General features: G+C 64.2%; 15 protein-coding genes. 11 read left to right on the plus strand and 4 right to left on the minus strand.

Going from position 1 to position 17,433, the window contains the following annotated elements:
* Window positions 1–434: 434 nt before the first annotated feature.
* Complete coding sequence (locus E0H26_RS28825; RefSeq protein WP_206025435.1) at window positions 435–2,414, plus strand: AAA family ATPase; 1,980 nt, start codon at window positions 435–437, stop codon at window positions 2,412–2,414.
* A 98-nt stretch (window positions 2,415–2,512) separates the two neighbouring features.
* Here E0H26_RS28825 and E0H26_RS28830 read toward each other — a convergent pair whose 3' ends face one another.
* On the minus strand, window positions 2,513–2,884 hold the full coding sequence (locus E0H26_RS28830) for a hypothetical protein (protein ID WP_131309618.1): 372 nt from the start codon (window positions 2,882–2,884) through the stop codon (window positions 2,513–2,515).
* Between the two features lie 596 nt (window positions 2,885–3,480).
* Here E0H26_RS28830 and E0H26_RS28835 point away from each other — a divergent pair.
* Both E0H26_RS28835 and E0H26_RS28840 read left to right on the plus strand, forming a co-directional pair.
* Window positions 3,481–4,398, plus strand: coding sequence for a tyrosine-type recombinase/integrase (locus tag E0H26_RS28835; RefSeq protein WP_131309620.1), 918 nt, complete (start codon window positions 3,481–3,483; stop codon window positions 4,396–4,398).
* Between the two features lie 94 nt (window positions 4,399–4,492).
* Window positions 4,493–5,608, plus strand: a complete 1,116-nt coding sequence (locus tag E0H26_RS28840; RefSeq protein ID WP_131309622.1) for a MerR family transcriptional regulator — start codon at window positions 4,493–4,495, stop codon at window positions 5,606–5,608.
* 213 nt (window positions 5,609–5,821) lie between these two features.
* Here the strand turns inward: E0H26_RS28840 and E0H26_RS28845 are convergent, their stop codons facing one another.
* Both E0H26_RS28845 and E0H26_RS28850 read right to left on the minus strand, forming a co-directional pair.
* A complete protein-coding gene (locus tag E0H26_RS28845) occupies window positions 5,822–6,196 on the minus strand; it encodes a VOC family protein (RefSeq protein ID WP_131309624.1) in 375 nt (124 codons plus the stop codon).
* Window positions 6,197–6,279: 83 nt separating this feature from the next.
* Window positions 6,280–6,999 carry a cytidylate kinase family protein gene (locus tag E0H26_RS28850; protein ID WP_240742450.1) on the minus strand — a complete coding sequence of 240 codons (720 nt, stop codon included), beginning with the start codon at window positions 6,997–6,999 and terminating at the stop codon, window positions 6,280–6,282.
* A gap of 196 nt (window positions 7,000–7,195) precedes the next feature.
* On the opposite strand from E0H26_RS28850, the gene E0H26_RS28855 reads away from it, so the two are divergent.
* Window positions 7,196–7,642: a DIP1984 family protein gene (locus E0H26_RS28855; protein WP_131309626.1), complete on the plus strand. Its 447-nt coding sequence runs from the start codon at window positions 7,196–7,198 to the stop codon at window positions 7,640–7,642.
* A gap of 366 nt (window positions 7,643–8,008) precedes the next feature.
* Here the strand turns inward: E0H26_RS28855 and E0H26_RS28860 are convergent, their stop codons facing one another.
* Window positions 8,009–8,515 (minus strand): hypothetical protein, encoded by a 507-nt coding sequence (locus tag E0H26_RS28860; protein WP_131309628.1) that lies wholly within the window; start codon window positions 8,513–8,515, stop codon window positions 8,009–8,011.
* 1,189 nt (window positions 8,516–9,704) lie between these two features.
* Between E0H26_RS28860 and E0H26_RS28870 the strand changes: the two genes are divergently transcribed.
* The 7 genes from E0H26_RS28870 (at window position 9,705) to E0H26_RS28900 (ending at window position 17,306) form a co-directional block, all read left to right on the plus strand.
* Window positions 9,705–9,914 carry a helix-turn-helix transcriptional regulator gene (locus E0H26_RS28870; RefSeq protein WP_131309632.1) on the plus strand — a complete coding sequence of 70 codons (210 nt, stop codon included), beginning with the start codon at window positions 9,705–9,707 and terminating at the stop codon, window positions 9,912–9,914.
* A gap of 3 nt (window positions 9,915–9,917) precedes the next feature.
* Complete coding sequence (locus E0H26_RS28875) at window positions 9,918–11,129, plus strand: tyrosine-type recombinase/integrase (protein WP_131309634.1); 1,212 nt, start codon at window positions 9,918–9,920, stop codon at window positions 11,127–11,129.
* A gap of 559 nt (window positions 11,130–11,688) precedes the next feature.
* Window positions 11,689–11,856, plus strand: a complete 168-nt coding sequence (locus E0H26_RS30235; protein WP_240742449.1) for a hypothetical protein — start codon at window positions 11,689–11,691, stop codon at window positions 11,854–11,856.
* Window positions 11,857–12,452: 596 nt separating this feature from the next.
* Entirely contained in the window at window positions 12,453–14,462 is a 2,010-nt protein-coding gene (locus E0H26_RS28885) for a KAP family P-loop NTPase fold protein (RefSeq protein WP_131309636.1), read from the plus strand.
* Window positions 14,462–15,250 carry a hypothetical protein gene (locus E0H26_RS28890; protein ID WP_131309638.1) on the plus strand — a complete coding sequence of 263 codons (789 nt, stop codon included), beginning with the start codon at window positions 14,462–14,464 and terminating at the stop codon, window positions 15,248–15,250. The genes E0H26_RS28885 and E0H26_RS28890 overlap by 1 nt, the downstream gene beginning before the upstream one ends.
* Entirely contained in the window at window positions 15,250–16,536 is a 1,287-nt protein-coding gene (locus E0H26_RS28895; protein WP_131309640.1) for a hypothetical protein, read from the plus strand. The genes E0H26_RS28890 and E0H26_RS28895 overlap by 1 nt, the downstream gene beginning before the upstream one ends.
* Entirely contained in the window at window positions 16,533–17,306 is a 774-nt protein-coding gene (locus E0H26_RS28900; protein ID WP_131309641.1) for a TatD family hydrolase, read from the plus strand. Before E0H26_RS28895 ends, E0H26_RS28900 begins: the two co-directional genes overlap by 4 nt.
* Window positions 17,307–17,433: the final 127 nt, after the last annotated feature.

Genomic DNA, 17,433 nt, shown 5'->3' on the forward strand with positions numbered 1-17,433 from the left:
TGGGATCGAACCCCGGTGGACCACTCTGGGATCGAACCCCGGTGGACCACTCTGGGATCGAACCCCGGTGGACCACTCTGGGATCGAACCCCGGTGGACCACTCTGGGATCGAACCCCGGTGGACCACTCTGGGATCGAACCCCGGTGGACCATACTTGGCAGAATCCGAACCAGATTCCCGCAGCTCAGGGACCGATCGTAACGGTCCCAGCGGTACGTAGACGCACGGTCTAACACGACCAGTCGTCGTCACCTGCGGGCAGCCACCTCGATCCACCATCATCAGGTGGCTGCCCTACACCCGAGCAACTCACGGTACCCACGGCTGCCCGAACCGCAGTCCAAGCCTCGATCAGAACGCAAAGGCGCGCGCTCATGCCGATGATAGCGCGCGACGACGTCATTGCTGGCACAGGAAGCTGATCTTCCGACCATGAGGAGCATCCACAAAGCTATTGAGAGTGGGGCGAAGGTGGAGACCTTTACCTTCCGCCGCGTAGCGGTGCACGGATACGATGCGACGATGGCGAATCAACATCGAGAAGCAAGCCAGCGCCTAGGCGCTGCCCAGCCGAATGTTGCAACGATGCCCCAGCGTTTGGCTGCAACGAAGATCTCGGCACTTGAAATTCAGTCTTTCCGTGGCGTCACAGATTGCCTGACTATCGATTTCGCTGCCCGAGACGGTAAGCCGACGAGCCTCCTGATCCTAGGGGACAATGGAACGGGAAAAACCAGCATCGTGGACGCTGTAGAGTTTGCACTCCGGGGTAGAGTCAGTCGGCGCGGGAATGCTGGCACAAAAGTCAAGCGAGAAGCTCGGGACCTGCTGCATTTAGCGAGCCGGCCAAACGTCGTCGTCGAAGTCGGCGGCAAGCGTTATCAAAGGGGGCGACCACGGCCATCAAGCCTGGGCAAACATTTGAGGCGAGAAATTGTACCTGGCTTCCATTTGGCGCCTGCGACTATCAGCAGAGCAGATATCGATGTGTTTTGGAATCTCGAAGATCGAGAGCGAATGCGGTTCTTCTTCGATTATCTCCGGCGAGAGTACCGTCATGCTGGATACCATGCTTTGGAGGCGGAGCGGCTGGCGGCGGCCGTTGACGTCGCGGAGACTGCGATCTTGAAATCGCAAATTGCCCTCGCCATCGCCGCCGACGTTCCCATTTCTGACATTCCAGTCAGCGACCGCGTCACATTCTATCAATGGCGAGCCCGTCAATGGCCGGCTTATGCGACCGCGGCCGGATCGACGCCTTATGGCGCATCTTCGCCACAAAGGATGAAGGCGATCAGAAGCCTCCCGAATTATATCCAGCGGGCAAACTCCGATCTTGCGGCGGATTTAGAAACAAGGCACGACCTCCGAGAGCAGCTGGAGGCGGCCACCCAGGCGGCGGGAGGAACGCCGGGGGAGCTTCCGCCGGTTGTCGCAAGCGAACTCCCGGCGCTGCTAGCTGAGATCAGTAGTGAGGTCACTGCCGCGTTTCTGCATATCGCCGGGCTACCGCATGTTCTAGGAATCGTTATCGCAGTTGGCGACGAGGAGGGGGAACTGAATATCACTTGCTCCTTGACGCCAGGAAATCATGTCGATCCTCGACAGGTTCTGAGCGAAGGGGCATTGGATCTACTTGCGTTGCTTCTCATGCTCGAGGTGGCGCGCGCCTGCACTAAACGCGGACAAGCGCCGGTCCTCGTGCTTGATGACGTATGGCAGAGCGTCGACACGGTTCATCGGACCGCGGTGCTCGCATACATGTTCGACGGCAACTTCAAGAAGTGGCAGCTCGTCATAACGGTACACGACAGGCTCTGGGCCCGCCTGATCGAAGATAAGGCCCGTCGTCAGGGATTTCCCCTCAAGACGCTACGTGTGGTCGCCTGGTCGCCAGAGAGTGGGCCAGTGGTCCGTCAAGGCTTTTTGGGTACGCCAGCGCAACTTGAGCAACAAATCGAGAACTCCGAGACTGACATACTGGTCGGCCACGCCGGCAAGGCATTGGAGGAACTCGCCGATATCTTGTCGGCCTCTATGCGAGTGAGCGTGACCCGCATGGAAGGAGATCGCTATACCTTGGAGGGCATATGGCAACCGGTGTACAGCGCCTTACGCAAGGCAAGCCTCCCGTCGGATATAATAGAGCCAGCCAATCGCATTAACGACTTGTATGTCCTGCGCAATACGGCTGGTGCACACTTTAACGAATGGGCACAAACGCTTTCCGATGCGGAGGCGCGGAGCTTTGCGCGCAATGTCCATAATCTTTGGACGGCGACACACTGTTCGATCTGCGGTGCAACCCTCACGGCGACAGGCATCCCTTCGGGGCCACAATATTCTTATCGGTGTAAGCATCCGGGCCCTGAGACGTTAGCGGACGCCCACCCACAGGCCTCGCCGCTTTAGGAGAACCGGCTGACTGAGCAAAGCGGCCGCCAGCTTCCGGCGCGCTGATCTGCCGCGAGCTATGCGAAGGCCGCCAGGATCGGGGAGCCCGTCAGGGCTCATGTTCCCGTGGGGTACAGCTTGGGGTGCTGGGCAACGACGACAACGGCCGTGCCTGGCGGGATAGCGACCGGGCCGTCGTCGAGTTCGACCTGCAGCAGTCCGGCAGCGATCCGTAGGGTCAGGATTTGTTGCTCGTGGTGTTCGACAGTTCCGCGGAGTCGAGGCCCTTCGTGCAGCGCCGACTCGGCGCTGGCCATCGCGATCGTGTCGCCCCATCTGAGCACGTCGTCGATGTCGAGTTCGACATCGACGACGTCGCCCGGCAGGGCGGGACGCCCAGTCCATTCGGCATCCAACCGAATGCCGGCCAACACGGCCTCGACCATGGTGGGCGTACCTTGACGCACGGCGGCGATGCGAACTTCCACCTGTCCGATTCTCCCATTCGGCGTCCAGATCTGCCGCCGGGCGGGCGCGCTGAGGAGACCGCCCCCTTGTGGGAGTCCTGCCGTAGACGGTCGATGGGAGAGCCGACTTTCAACGATCGGTCGTGACAACGGCGGTGACCAACAGCAGGACGCCGATCGTGATCTGCGTGCACAGGGCACCGAAGAAGAGCTTCGGGTGGTTGACGAACAGGCGAAGTACTCGGAATGGTCCCGGCAGCGTTCTGCCTGCTCGTAGGCGACGCTCGGCCCACAGCCGTAGGACGAAGTTTCCGAGGGCGAACGTAAGGAACAGAACCCCGAGGACCCCGAGGACCCCGAGGACCCCGAGCGGAGCCTGCGGTGATGCGTCTGCGGAGTTGCTAAGGCTAATGGGGAGCACGGACCGACGCTCGCACGGCTTTCGAGCCTTGTAAAGATCATCAGCGCGTCACCATCGCTTGTCGATCGGACGGCGGCATCCGTCCTGACGATCCATGGGGGTTTGGCTGTTTGCCTCGATCAACCAACTCCGACTGCAGGCTTCTGCCGCTTCGGGAGGGCTGGTGTTCGTCGCCGGCGGTGACGCACCGTGATGTATGACTATCTCTTCTGCTTCCGCTTCCAGCGCCGAATCTTCCGATCAACTCGTTCTGCGCGTTGCAGTGTCGGCCTTCCTGGGCCGGTACCGTGGGCAGACTCGTGTCCATACCGAGTCGGACCTGCGAGTCTTCCTCCGTTGGTGCACCGAGCACGGCCTTGACCCGCTGGCTGCAGCGCGGGTGGACATCGAGCGGTACGTGCGCTGGCTACAGGACGTGCGCCGGTACCAGCCCTCGACGGTGTCGCGGCGCCTGTCGGTGGTGGTCGGGTTCTATCGGGTCTGCGTCATCGACGCGATCCTGGAGCACTCGCCAGCCGACTACGTCCGTCGACCCACGGTGCCTGCCGAGTCGCCGACCCTCGGACTGGGTCACCTGCAGTTCGAAGCCCTGATCACCACAGCCCGGAAGTCCTCGAACCCGAACGACTTCGCCCTGGTCGCGCTCTTGGGCCTGCTCGGGCTGCGGATCTTCGAAGCCTGTGGGTCGAACATCGCCGACCTGGGTGAGGAACACGGTCACCGTGTCCTGCGCGTGCGTGGCAAGGGCGGCAAGGTAGTTCTCGTCCCGTTGCCACCCGCAGTCGCCCGAGCCATCGACCGGGCCGTCGATGAGCGCACCAATGGGCCGATCCTGCGCAACACCCACGGCCGGCGGATGGACCGGCACGCCGCCACCCGCCGACTCAAACACCTCGCCCAGGCGGCAGGGATCCGAATGCCGAGGATGCACCCCCACATGCTTCGCCACACCTTCGTGACCACCATGCTCGACGCCGGCGTCAGCCTCCGCGACGTGCAGATCGCCGCTCGCCACGCCGACCCCCGCACCACCATGCGCTACGACCGCGCCCGCAAGAACCTCGACCGACACCCCAACTACATCCTCGCCGCGTACATGGCCTCCGGGACGTAGCCGCCTTCACGGCTCTGCCGATGAGCGGAAGATCGATCATTTCAGCAGTGAAGCGCTTGTTCCTCACGCGGCGTTATGCCAGATAGTCGGTGGTGTGGAGGAGCACCTGACCGTGGGGCGTGTGGCGGAGTTGGCCGGCGTCAGCGTCCGCACGCTGCATCACTATGACGAGATCGGCCTTTTGGAGCCGTCCACGCGGACCGCGGCTGGGCACCGGGCCTACTCTGCAGGCGATGTGGAGCGGCTCCGGGAGGTGCTCGCCTACCGGCGGCTCGGTTTCGGGTTGCGGGAGATCGCGGATCTGGTTGGCGATCCGGCCACCGACGCGGTTGCGCACCTGTGCAGGCTGCGCGGGCTGTTGATGGACCAGCGCGACCGCGCTGCTGCGATGGTGGCGGCCATCGACAGGGAACTGGAGGCCCGCGCATTGGGAATCAGGACGACGCCAGAGGAGCAGCTGAGAGTGTTCGGCGCGCAGTTGTACGACGCGATCGGGTCCGCGTACCCCGCAACGCGGCGCACCGAGCCACGGATCGCCGCGCGGATCTGGGACGCGCTAGGGGACGCACGAACGGTACTGAACGTCGGGGCTGGCACCGGCTCCTACGAACCACCCGACCGCGATGTCACGGCGGTGGAACCGTCGGCGGTCATGCGGGCGCAGCGTCCCGTGGGCGCGGCACCGTGCGTCGCCGCCGCTGCGGAGAGCCTGCCGTTCGCCGACCAGTCCTTTGACGCCGCGATGGCGGTCAGCACTGTCCATCACTGGCCGGATCCGGTCGCCGGGCTGCGTGAGATGCGGCGTGTGGCCCGCCGCGTGGTGGTGTTCACGTACGACGCCGATGACACGGGTTGGCGTCAGCGGTTCTGGCTCACCCGCGACTACTTACCTGAGTTCGCGGACCTCCTCGTCGGCTGGCCGTCCTTGGCCGACTTGACCCGCGCGATCGGCGGACGCGCGGAGCCGGTGCTCGTCCCGTGGGACTGCGCTGACGGCTTCTTCGAGGCGTACTGGCGCCGGCCTGAGGCATATCTGGACGAACATGTACGCCGCGCGGTTTCGGTATGGACCAGAGTCGGGCAGCAGGCTGAGCAACGGGCAGTCAGCACACTTCGCGAAGATCTTTCCTCAGGCCGGTGGGCCGAGCGTAACCGCGACCTCGTCGCCCTCGACGCGGCAGAGCTCGGTCTCCGCCTGCTCGTAGCCTGAACTACCGTGCGTGAGTAGGCCGCCAGAGAGCTGACCGCCGGGATCACTAGATACTGTCGCGGCGATCGGCTTCCGTGGCACGCTCAGCCTGGACGTCCCTGCCGTACGGGTCGAGCTCGGAGCAGTCGGGTCCAGCTCATGGGCTGTATGAGAGAGCGATGCGCAGATCCGGTGCACGCTCATGCCGCGTAGCGATCGTCGCTGAAGGTGACGTCAGTCCTGACGCGGGACTAGGCAGAAGGGGTGCCCGGCCGGATCGGTGAGTACCCGGAATCGATCTCCGTCCGGCTGGTGCTCGGGCTTTGCCGCACCCAGCTCCAGGAGCATGGCCTCAGCTGCGTTGATGTCGTCGACTGTGAAGTCGAGGTGTGCTTGCTGGGGCACACTCTGTTCCGGCCAGCGTGGTGGCTGGTAGTCGCTAACTCGCTGGAAGCCGATGAACAACCCGTCTTCACGGGTGAGCCCGGCGAACTCGTCGTCGGACTTGGGATGCAGTGCGAGTCCGGTGGCCCGCTGGTAGAACGCGGCCAACTCCAGGGGGTCGGCGCAGTCGAGCGTGATCGCCGCGAGAGTCAGCGTCGAGCGCACGTGCCACTCCTTCATGACGATGTGCCGGCAACGGGAAGGAGTGTAGGGCGGCGACAACGCACGGACATGCCGCAGGTCGGGCGTCACGTTGCGTGAAAGGCGCCGGGGTGGGTCGGACGCTCCGTCGTGCCGTGTGTTCGGTCGGCCAATGCTGGCTGCTGGGGCTCGTCGTTGTGCAGGATGATGTCGGCGTGATCGGTCGGGCGGACCGTAGTGAAGTAAAACTTTTGGGAGGGGATGTACCGCTCGCGCCAGCGACGTTCGACCTCAGCCTGAGATGACACCCGGCTCTCTCGGATCACGGCACGATCCACCGTCGCGTCGAGGGCGGTCGACACGAAGATGCGCAGATCCCATCGGTCTATCAGTTCCGGACGCATGAGGAAGACGCCGTCGAAGACCAGCACGGCGTCGAGGGGCGCGGTAATGACCGCTGGGGACAGGACCGAGTCCGAGGTGTGGTCGTAGACGGCGAGTTGGATGCGTCGATCTCCGTCCGGGCCGAGTGGATCGAGCAGAACCCGGTTCAGCGCGTCGTGGTCGTGGGTGTCGAAGTAGCAGCCTTCGGCCGAGTACTCGCCGCGCGGATAGCGCTGAGCCCGAGGGAAGAGGAAATCGTCGATTGTCGCCCGGATGACGTCCCGGCCCTGTGCGCGCAAGACGACGGCCAGCTCGTCGGCGAGCGTGGTCTTGCCGGCGGCGGGCGGTCCGTCGATGGCAACTCGCGTCGGGTGTGCAGCCGTGACGGACCAGACTGCCGCGGCCAGGCGGCCGAGCATCTCGTCGCGGGAGCCTCGCTCCATGCCATTGCCCCGTCCTACCCGCGCGGTCGACAACCGCATCATCCTCTGCATCGTAGGATGCCGGCTGGTCAGGCTGACTGCCTTTGATCCGGTATCCGCACATGCCGCAACCGGCGTGCCGTCCTTACGGCTCCGTCGTGCCGTGGTCCGCAAAATTGGAAGGCGGCAGTGATCTTCGCTGGTCATACTGGTGCCCATGAAGCTCGCTGAGGCTCTTGCGCTGCGCGCAGATGCGGCGCGCCGCGCCGAACAACTCCGCGCCCGCATCGTCGCCAGTGCTCGATACCAGGAGGGTGAGACGCCTGCTGAGGACGCCGCGGCTCTACTGGCGGAGGCGGGCGAGGTGCTCGGGGAACTGGAGTCGTTGATCCGGCGGATCAACCGCACGAACGCCGCCACGCATGTTGAGGGTGGCACACTCACCGACGCGCTGGCACGCCGCGACGTGTTGCGCGTGCGGCACAGCTTGGTCACGTCTGCCGCCGATGCCGCAGCCGGAGAAGGCCAGCGCGGGTTTCGGCAGTTGCGGTCGGAGCTGAAGATGATCCCGGCGCTGCCGGTGGCGCAACTGCGCAGCCAGGCCGACGACCTCGCCCGGCAACTACGCGAGGTCGACACCGTGATCCAACGGACGAACTGGTAGGTCGGCCTGCTGGACTGAGGAGTTGCGGAGCAGGTAGCCGACGTGGAGGCGTGCACGAACCCGAGAGCCGGCGGGTAATCCGGTTCACTCCTGGCGCGCCGCGGGCAGGCGCAGGGGTTCGACTCCCCAGCACACAACGCAGGCCCAGCACAGCACACAGGTGACGGCGCACAGGGCACGGCACACTACCGAGTGCAGATCCACCACGGCGAGGGTGGGACAGGGGCCTTCCGCAACCCATACCGATGCAGCTCTTCCCCAAGACGTTCGATGCCCCGCACTGATCTGCCGCGCTGCGATCGTCACCGAAGGCGACGCCGGCGCCGGGCTGGGACGGCCGATCGCGCCGCGAACAGTGCATCCTCCTCACGCCGGCTGATCGTTGGCTCGAGCGCGTAGCCGGCTATATAGCGCCGCCTCGATCTCTGTCGGCAGCCGGAACCAGCCGGCCGCTGTGAACAGGCGGTGGCGTGGATTGTGCTGGTAAGAACCAGCCACCGGCTCGCCGCTACTGACTTCAACCGCACCGACGATGTCGTCCCGGTTAACCCGTCCCCCAGGACCGGGCGTGCGTTCGTCCAGTAGAAAGACGTAGCCGCTGCCCTGGATCTCCGCCTCTCGCCGAAGTGAGCCGCACTGGTCAATGTTCTCGAAGACGACCCTCGACAACAGCCGAAGGAACGGGCCATTCTCCTGAACGTCGGCGGGCGCCAGCACGTCCGGGTCCGCGCCCTCACGCACGACCGCCATGACCGCCTCCGGATGCAGTCCATGCTGAAACACCCAGTCAGGCTCGAGTAACGACACGACGTCTCGTTCACCGCCACCAAAGTCCACCAGGTATCGGAACACCTGACGATCATTTCGCGCCACGGCCGGCAGATTACACACTCACCCCACTCGTCAGGCGCAGCTGTTCACTCATCTGCCGCGATCCGGTGCGAGCGCGCCTCGCCCAGGAAATGACGGAGTGTAGTCAGCGATTGGGCTCGCCGTGCGACTTGGAGACTTGCTCGGCCGATGTCGTCGACCTTCCGGGTACATCGATCTCCGTAGGCTCTCTCTGGCGTACCTGCATGTGTACTCCGGCCTGTACCTCGATAGCGAGATCCTGGCCGCGTACCTCGTTGACTCGTAACCCGACTCCGGGCAGCGGCCGGGCCGCAGCGTAGTTGCGCGCCGGACGGGGCGAGATCTCGGCATATCGCCAGCCTTGACAGGCCCAACGGCGAACAGCTGCGTGGCTCCCGGCTCCGACGGTGGGATCCGCAGCTGGGCATCTTGTGCCCGCGTGGTCGGTTCTCCTCACCCTGCGAACACGCAATCGCCACTGCCGTCAACGCGTGGTGCTCCACCGTGTGCCGCGACTTCAGGAACGCGAAAGGGCGGCGTCAACGCCTGCGCCCTGGTCAGCCGGATCTCGGCTTGACGCCGGCAAGTCCGGCCAGCACACCAGTCTCGCACTCCCCAATTCTCCAGTGCTAGCTGGCACCCGGCCCTCCCGCCGATCGTGCGCCGCAGCCAGCGCCCACCCGAGCACCCTCACCTTCACCGAAAGGCCACCCATCATGGGAACGCTTGCGAATCTCCGAATCTGCATCGAACTTGGCAAGACCAGGCGAACGAGTGCTACGGCCTGGTCAACACGCTCCTACGCGCCCGAGCTCCGTACGAACTCACGCCAAATCTCACCATCGGGCGAAGGCTCCGCAGCCGCCCCTCATCCACGCCAGGTTCTGAAGGGTCAGCGTAAGGATGCCCGCCCTCACATGCCGCAGAGTCTCACCTACGCAGAGATCAACGGCAGGCTTGACACCCTGGGGCCGCAACGGGTGGATAGACGTCCACAGCAGACAAATCTAGCGATCGCGCATGGCAGCGGCAGCGCCACGGACCCCAGGTCCCGGCACGGCTGGGATCCCGAAAGGAAAACCGATCCATGCCCGCCCTACCCCCCACCCGCACCCGGATCCGCGCCGTCAGACGCCACTGGCCACCGCAACGCTGCCGACCGCGCCGGACCGCCCCAGCAACCCGGTTCGGCGAACACGTTAGGCCGGCGATGAACGGCTCGGCCGCCCCCGAATGGCGGCCCGATCCGCTACTGACCATCGATGACCTCGCTGCCTGGCTGGGCAAGCCCAAGAACACCCTCTACGCCTGGCACAGCCGAGGCAAAGGACCCCGCGCCATCCGCGTCGGCAACACCCTGCGCTACCGACGCAGCGAGGTCGAACGCTGGCTCGACGAACACACCGACACGGAGCGATGAGCCATGGCCCGTCCTGAACTGCCCATCGGCACCTCCGGCAAGATCCGCACCGAGAGACTCGGCCCTGGCCGGTTCCGCGCCAGAGCCCGGTTCCGTGACTACGACGGCGTGACCCGCGACATCGAGGTCACCGACACCACCGGCCCGGCCGCCGTCAGGGCGTTGAAGGTCAAGCTCCGCGACCGCAGCACCCCCAACGACGACGAGATCACCCGGGAGACCCGCATCAGCAGGCTCGCCGACCTGTGGATCGAGGAGATCACCGCCGAGGAACGGATCACATCGCAGACGATCCACCGGTACCAGACCAGTGTGCGCACCGCGATCCTGCCCGCCCTCGGTAACCTCCGGATCCGCGAGGCCAGCGTCGGGCGACTGGACCGGTTCCTGCGCGACATCGCCAAGGACCGCCCGTCGGCGGCCAAAGGCGTGAAAGTCGTCCTGAGTCAGATGTTCGCGCTGGCCGTCCGGCACGGCGCGATCCCGACCAATCCCGTACGCGACACCGGCCGGCTACGCAAACCCCGCCGTACAGTTGTCGCCCTCACCGACGAACACCTCCAAGCCGTCCGCACGGCGATCCGCGACTGGCAGCAGCCGGTTCCCGGCAAGCCCGGACCACGACACACCGGAGACCTGGCCGACATCGTCGACCTCATGCTCGCCACCGGCGCCCGCATCGGTGAGATCCTCGCCCTCCGCTGGGAAGACCTCGATCTCGCCGTCGAACGCCCCACCCTGACAATCTGCGGCACGCTGGTCTATGTCAAAGGTCAGGGCATCTTCCGACAACCCTGGACCAAGAGCGACGCCGGCTACCGGATGCTCGTGCTACCCCGGTTCGCCGTCGGCATGCTCCTGGCCCGCAAACTCATGGCCGCCGACAACCCCCACGATGCGATCTTCGCCTCCCGACGCGGCACCTGGCTCTCCCCCAACAACGTCCGCCGCCAGTGGCGCCAAGCCCGCGCCGACACCGACCTCGACTGGGTCACCCCACACACCTTCCGCAAAACCGTCGCCACCCTCATCAAGGAGGAGACCGACACCAAGAGCGCCGCGGCACAGCTGGGACACTCCAGCGAGGAGGTCACCACCACCTACTACATCGCCAAGCCCGTCCAAGCACCGGACGTCTCCGACGTCCTTGAACGCCTCGCCGCCAACCCGAACGGACAGCACGCACCCACAGCACACAACGATGCACACCGATGACAAACTTGATTGCCGCACCCGGTAAACGGGGGGTTTTCGGGGGACGGTTCAAAACCTCATAGAAAGAAGTCGAAGCCCTGACCGCGTTTCCGCTGGTCAGGGCTTCTTCTCTGTCGGGACGGCCGGATTTGAACCGACGACCCCTTGACCCCCAGAGAACTAGCGGGCCTACCGGCACCTGCCGGGCCGTACCGAATCATGCCGAACATGCAGGTCAACGGCCAAGCGACGGTCCGACCCGCATCGAGCCTTGCCGGGCCGTCCCGGGCCGTCCGTGAGACGGTTGTGAGATATCACGGCGGTCCGGGCTTGGGAGAGGCGCTGGACATCATCAGCCAGCGCCTCTCCGTCGGCTACGCGACCGTCAACCCAGGATCCCCGATGGCAGGCAGCCCAAGGCCACGATCGGGGCCGGATAGGTGGTTACAGCATCACGAGCAGTTGGCCACCGCCACCGGAGAGATCCGCCTTTTGCGGAAGCGGATTCGCTGGTTGCGAAACACGCACGGCAGGCAAACCCGATGGCGCGTAACCATTCGGTTCTGGCACCCTGCCGAACATGCCCGACACCGCCGCCCCACCGCGCAGCCTGCCCGAGCTGCGGGCGCTCGCCGCTGCGGGCGGGCGGATCAAGTACCTGTTCTCCTCCACGCCACTGACCTGCACCATCAGGTGGGAAATGACTCACTCATGGGCGGCGCGGAACTCCGGAGTGAGTGGTCTGTGAGAGGAACACTTCGTACCGGCGTTCCGCGCCTTCACAGTCCATCCCGGCCTACCAAGGCGATTCCCGTACACCCTTGGGCATCTCCGACACTGCGTCCGGTGATCAGAGCCTTACCCGGAAAGGCTCAGTTGCGCACAACGGTTCCCGTTGGCCCGGCCTGGACGGCCGGGCCAACTGCGGTCCGATACCACCGCAGCGACGCTGAGAAGGATGTGGCGAGCCGCGACCACGATCGCCGCCTACCGCGACCGCTACGGCATCGACCGCAGCGACCCCGCTTGGAGCGAAGTTCGCAATTGCGCTCCAACGCATTGGACCCTGCGGGTTGCACCAGCTCAATGTTCAATGGGGCGATTGTGGACACTTCTGGCAATCGTGATCCGGATCGCAGGCACCTGCCGACACCAGCGGCGGCAATGACGGCCCTGGACCGGGCTTGCCTGGATCGAGTTTGGGACAATCAACTGGCCGGCACACGCGGACTGAACCACCCAGCCCGCGAGTCAGCCCAGCCTGGAGCAATCCCCGCAGCGGGAGGGTGTGCGACACCCGCACTGTCGCCTCACCTCAGGCAAGAGTGAGCATGAGGAGGCATCATGACCGTCGAAGCGAATCTCCGCGGGCGGCTGTGGTCTGATGAGCCATCGAAGATCGACTTCCTTGCTGCTCGGGCGATCGCTGAAACTATTTCCGACGCAGTACTTGACGACGCGCTCGACCCGCTCGCGATCGGGCTTTCCGGCCCTTGGGGTAGCGGCAAGACTACTGTCCTCGAACTGATCAAGGCAGACCTCGACGCTCGTAGCGATCCGGAAGCAGCCAAGATCCTCACGGTACGCACGGATCCCTGGCGCTACGACCCCGCGGTTGGCGCTAAAGAGAGCTTGATCGGCGAGGTCCTGGATGAGATCTCCAAGGAGCTTGCAAGCCGCCTCGCGGAGGTCGAGGAGACCAAGAGAGAGAAAATTAAGAGGCTTCTGAAAAAGCTCTCCGATCGCATCGACTGGGCAAAGGCCGTGAAGCTTGCAGCCAAGTCGTCGCTAGCAGTGCAGCTGCCCGGCATCGATGCTGTTCTGGGTCTGATTCGAGAGCCTGGCACCGCGGGCGGGGACGGGAGGGACGAGCCTCGGGGGCTTGCGGGTTTCAAAGCCGAGTTCGCGGAGCTGTTGGGATTGGAGGAGCTGAAGCACGTTCGCCGCGTGGCGGTGCTTGTCGATGATCTTGACAGATGCCTCGTGGACACCGTGGTCGAGACCTTGGAAGCTATCCGGCTCTTCCTCAGCGTCGAAGGTATGGCCTTTGTCATCGCAGCGGATGAGGACCGGGTCGCAGACGCGATCCGCACAAGGCTGCCCGAGTGGACCATGCCAGCTGAGCGCGCCGATGATGACGATGCACTGCCTGCAGAGCCGCCCTCCAAGCTTTACTTGCACAAGATTGTGCAGACCACGGTCCCGTTGCCAGCTCTCGGCGCCTTCGACACGGAGTCGTACGTGCTCCTGCTCCAGCTGCAGAACCGCGTCGACAATCGCCTGACCGATGAACAGCTTCAAAAGGTCATCGCCGAGTGTCAGCGGTTCCGCGCTACTGGTGCGCTCGATGATCTCAAGGCGCCCGACGGGTTCGATGTCCAGCAGGAGCTTTCCTTCGCTCGGCGCCTGACCACGATCCTGTACGAGAAGCTGCGGGGGAATCCGCGGCGGATCAAGCGCTTCCTCAACGACTTGAACATCAGACGGTCGATCGCAGCCCGGCGCGGGATCATGCTCGAGTTCGACGTCGTCGCGAAACTCATGGTGCTTGAGGTACTGCTGCCGGACCAGTTCCAGGCCGTTTTGTCTTGGCTTCGCACCGGCGAGCTCCGCGAGCGCCTTGAGGCCCTCGAGACGCAGGCAAACCGGCCGATACAAGAGCAGGCGCGGGAACCGAACGTCATCGAAAGGGACGAAGCCGTCGAGTCGATCGCTCCAGAGGTGACCACCGCAGCGACGGCGGCTGATTTTGATACGGAACCTGCCGGCGACCCTGAAGAGGGCGCAACGGCCGTATACAAGCCTGCGCCCAGCGTCGCATCACACTTTCCTGACGATATGATTCGTTGGGCAAAGCTTCCGCCTGATCTGCATGACCTTGACCTGAGTCCGTACCTTCACCTCGCAGCATCGTTTCGAGGCGATCTGCTTGTCAGTGCGGAACTACCGCAGCACCTCCGGGATCTCGCCGCTCAGTTGACCTCCACCCGGACTCTTGACAGACGGCAACTCACCGACGACAGCCTGCGAGCCCTCACCCCAGACGACGTGAGCCAACTCGTGCGGCACCTCGCCCTGCGCGCTCGCGATCGTATCCAGGAGCAACGCGGCGCTGTCTCGGGGATCGTACGACTTGCGAGCCTCCACGGCTCCGCGCAGCCCGCTGCCCTCGACGCATTCCGGCGACTGCCAGCATCCGACCTTCAGCCAGGAACGGCCATCATCCTTGCGGGTTGCGATATTCCTGAGATGAAGGATGTAATCAACGATCTCGCCGCTCGCCTGCCTGACGGCAATATCAAGAGGGCACTCAGGACACCTCCGCCCACGGGCAGATCGGGGAGACAGCGCTAGTGGGAACGAAGAACTCATACTCTGGCAGTGCCGCTGGAGGCGACGTTCGCGACGGCCTTGACGACTGGCTCGCCAGCCTTCCCGGCGGCGACAACGCATCGCCTGTCGCTGGGGACAGCCAATCCCAGCCAACGATGCCGTTGACGTCGAAGCCATCCGCGAACTCGCCTGCACGGCGGGTACTTGCTGCAACCAAACTGTTCCGCTCGTCGCGCGGAGGCAGCAGCTCCGGCCGAGGCCGCCGCAGCGCAGACCCGCCCATACGATCGACCACCGAATTCGCACGTTCGGCCGGACGGGGCGCTGCGGCCGCGTATGCCTACCGCGCTGGGGATGCGCAGGTTCTTCGAGACCTCGGCCTCGACTACGACGCGCTACGCGAGAACCCGAACATCTTTGATGTCGCCCACCAGATCACGCAGCGGGTCTGTGAGGACCTCCCACAGGGCACGATTGAGACGGCAGAGCAGCTGGAAGTTGTCGGTCGACTTGCCGAGTGGCTCGTCGAAAGAGACGGTGTCGCAACCGACGTGTCGCTTGGCCAGATCGCGGAAGAAGCCGTCGCGTTGATCTTGGCCGAGGCCTACCTCGTGGAGACGGCAGCGAAGCTCAACACCAAGGACATGACTGGGGCGCAGCGCGCTGAGTTCGAGGATGGTGTTCGCGAAGCAGCCGAGGAACTTGCTGCACACGCGAGTCTCTCACCGGCAGGTCCCAGTCCTAGCGAGTTTACCGAGGCCATCGAGGATGGCCTCGAGTACCTCCGAACGATCTATGAGGAGGACTGATGGCGGAATTTCGCCTCAAGTTTCAGGTTCCTCAAGCCGTGACCCGAGACGTCGCTGAACGCACGTTCTTCTGGCCCAACGAAGGCAAGGGCACCTTCAGAACCCAACTCGGACCGAGGCTCGGTGGGCTCGGTCCCGTACGACCGGCGAACATCGAACTCTTTCGTCTCGCCGCGATGGTCTACGCCGCAGATCGCTCCGTCCCCAGGCAAGTCGGCCAAGCAAACTGGAGCAAGCGCAACATCACGCTCACCGTCCCGGTGCGCGATCCGAACCCTTGGAATGCCATCGCCATGGAACTCGAAGGGCTCCTTGCCTTCCTGTCTGGTGACTCGTGGCAACTCACCTTCCGGGGCGCACGCATCCCGCGCGAAGCCGTGGCCGGAAATCGATACCCAGAAGCCCGGCGGGTGGTGCTTATGAGCGGCGGCGCCGACTCCGCCATCGGCGCCTTCCTTGCCCGCACCCGACCACAAGAACATCTTCTCGTCTCCCACGTCGGGGCTACCTCGATCTCGCCCATTCAGAAGGAAGTGGCCGAGCGGATCAGGCACCTTCGCCCGGACAGGGCTATGCAGCACCATCTCCAGCTCATATTCACCCGCCGGAGGACGCAACCCGGAGGCTACAAGCTCCGTAACGAGAACTCCACTCGGACGCGCTCCTTTCTCTTCCTCGCGCTCGGGCTCGCTCTTGCATCAATCAACGAGACCGAGCTTTGGATACCGGAGAACGGCTTCGCCTCGCTGAATCCACCTCTCGGGCCAGACCAGCTAGGCAGCCTGTCGACCCGAACCACTCATCCCTGGTTCCTAAAGGAGTTCTCGCGACTTGCTCAGCAGGCCGGCGCATGGGCGAATCTCTTGAATCCGTTTGCGGCCGAGACCAAGGGAGAGATGTTCCGCTGGCTTGCCGACCAGGTGGGCGACGCCGCAGCATCCGAGCTACTCAGCGCCACCAATTCGTGCGCTTTTACCAACAGGAGATGGCTCGGCGTCTCGGCCACCGACCACTGCGGCACCTGCTTTGGGTGCCTGGTGCGTCGCGCATCCTTCACGGCCGCAGGGCTTATTGATAAGAGTATCTACATAATCGACTCGCCGCCGACCGACTCTGTAAAGAGTCAACTGGAGAGATCATCCATTCTTCCCAGCATCAAGGGCTTCGTGGCGCGTGGGATCAGGGTTAGCGACATCGCCTCCATGCGGTTGCCGTCTGGGTACACGGCCAGCGCGGCCCGCGACTTGTGCCTACGCGGCTCCCGGGAACTGGGATTGCTCGCATGACCACTTTGCCGGCACTGGACCTTCACGCACACGTCGATACTGCGGTCAGTCCACGAGACTTACTGAACCTTCGCGCCGTCGTCTTCGCCGCCAGCCGGAGCCTCGCTGAATCGCACATGGCATTGCGGCGCCAGCCCGGCGACCTCCTCACCGTGTGGGGCGTCGGAGTCCACCCGGGCATGAAGGAATCGTTGGAGAACTACGATCCCGAAGGGTTTGGCGGGCTGATCGAGCGGACGGCGTACGTCGGTGAGATTGGGCTCGACGCAAAGATCGCATCCCGTCTGCGCAAGCAGCACGAAGTTCTCGAGTCGGTCCTCACCCAGCTTCAAGGAAGTCCACGCCTTACGTCCATCCATAGCTACGGCGCGACGACCGAAATCGTCGATCACCTCGAGCGAAATCCCATCACCGGTGCGATCCTGCATTGGTGGCTTGGCGGCAGGGCAGCTACCAGCCGAGCGATCGACCTCGGTGCATACTTTTCAATCAACGCCGCGACCATCCGGCGGAGCGAGGCACTTGACCTTGTACCGATCGATCGCATCCTCCCCGAAACCGACCATCCCGACGGTAACCGAGGAGGTGCCCGCCCACATCAGCCCGGTAACGTCACTGACGTCGAAACAGCGCTGGCGACTATGCACGGACTCGACGTGGTCGACTTCCGGCTCCAAACCTGGAGGAACCTTGCGTCACTCGTCGCAGTCACTGAAACCCGACGCCTGCTCCCACCGCGCGTTGCCGCAATCATCGAAGCCGTGAATTGACTAAGAGCGACCGGCAATAGGTGGGGCGTCTGGGCGGGTGGGACCCCGGGGTAGCAAGCAGGCACGGGTCCATTGATCATCGGAGTTCTCTACGCTTCGTGACCGATGGAGTCCCGTGCCTGCGCTG

Origin of the sequence: Micromonospora zingiberis, from assembly GCF_004331455.1 — a bacterium.
Lineage (GTDB): Bacteria > Actinomycetota > Actinomycetes > Mycobacteriales > Micromonosporaceae > Micromonospora > Micromonospora zingiberis.

Bases quoted from the DNA above. Each gene is read 5' to 3' on its own strand.
- E0H26_RS28825 (WP_206025435.1), top strand. From the start codon at position 435: ATGAGGAGCATCCACAAAGCTATTGAGAGTGGGGCGAAGGTGGAGACC.
- E0H26_RS28855 (WP_131309626.1), top strand. From the start codon at position 7,196: ATGAAGCTCGCTGAGGCTCTTGCGCTGCGCGCAGATGCGGCGCGCCGC.
- E0H26_RS28870 (WP_131309632.1), top strand. From the start codon at position 9,705: ATGAACGGCTCGGCCGCCCCCGAATGGCGGCCCGATCCGCTACTGACC.
- E0H26_RS28885 (WP_131309636.1), top strand. From the start codon at position 12,453: ATGACCGTCGAAGCGAATCTCCGCGGGCGGCTGTGGTCTGATGAGCCA.
- E0H26_RS28835 (WP_131309620.1), top strand. From the start codon at position 3,481: ATGACTATCTCTTCTGCTTCCGCTTCCAGCGCCGAATCTTCCGATCAA.
- E0H26_RS28900 (WP_131309641.1), top strand. From the start codon at position 16,533: ATGACCACTTTGCCGGCACTGGACCTTCACGCACACGTCGATACTGCG.
- E0H26_RS30235 (WP_240742449.1), top strand. From the start codon at position 11,689: ATGCCCGACACCGCCGCCCCACCGCGCAGCCTGCCCGAGCTGCGGGCG.
- E0H26_RS28850 (WP_240742450.1), bottom strand. From the start codon at position 6,999: ATGGAGCGAGGCTCCCGCGACGAGATGCTCGGCCGCCTGGCCGCGGCA.
- E0H26_RS28875 (WP_131309634.1), top strand. From the start codon at position 9,918: ATGGCCCGTCCTGAACTGCCCATCGGCACCTCCGGCAAGATCCGCACC.
- E0H26_RS28895 (WP_131309640.1), top strand. From the start codon at position 15,250: ATGGCGGAATTTCGCCTCAAGTTTCAGGTTCCTCAAGCCGTGACCCGA.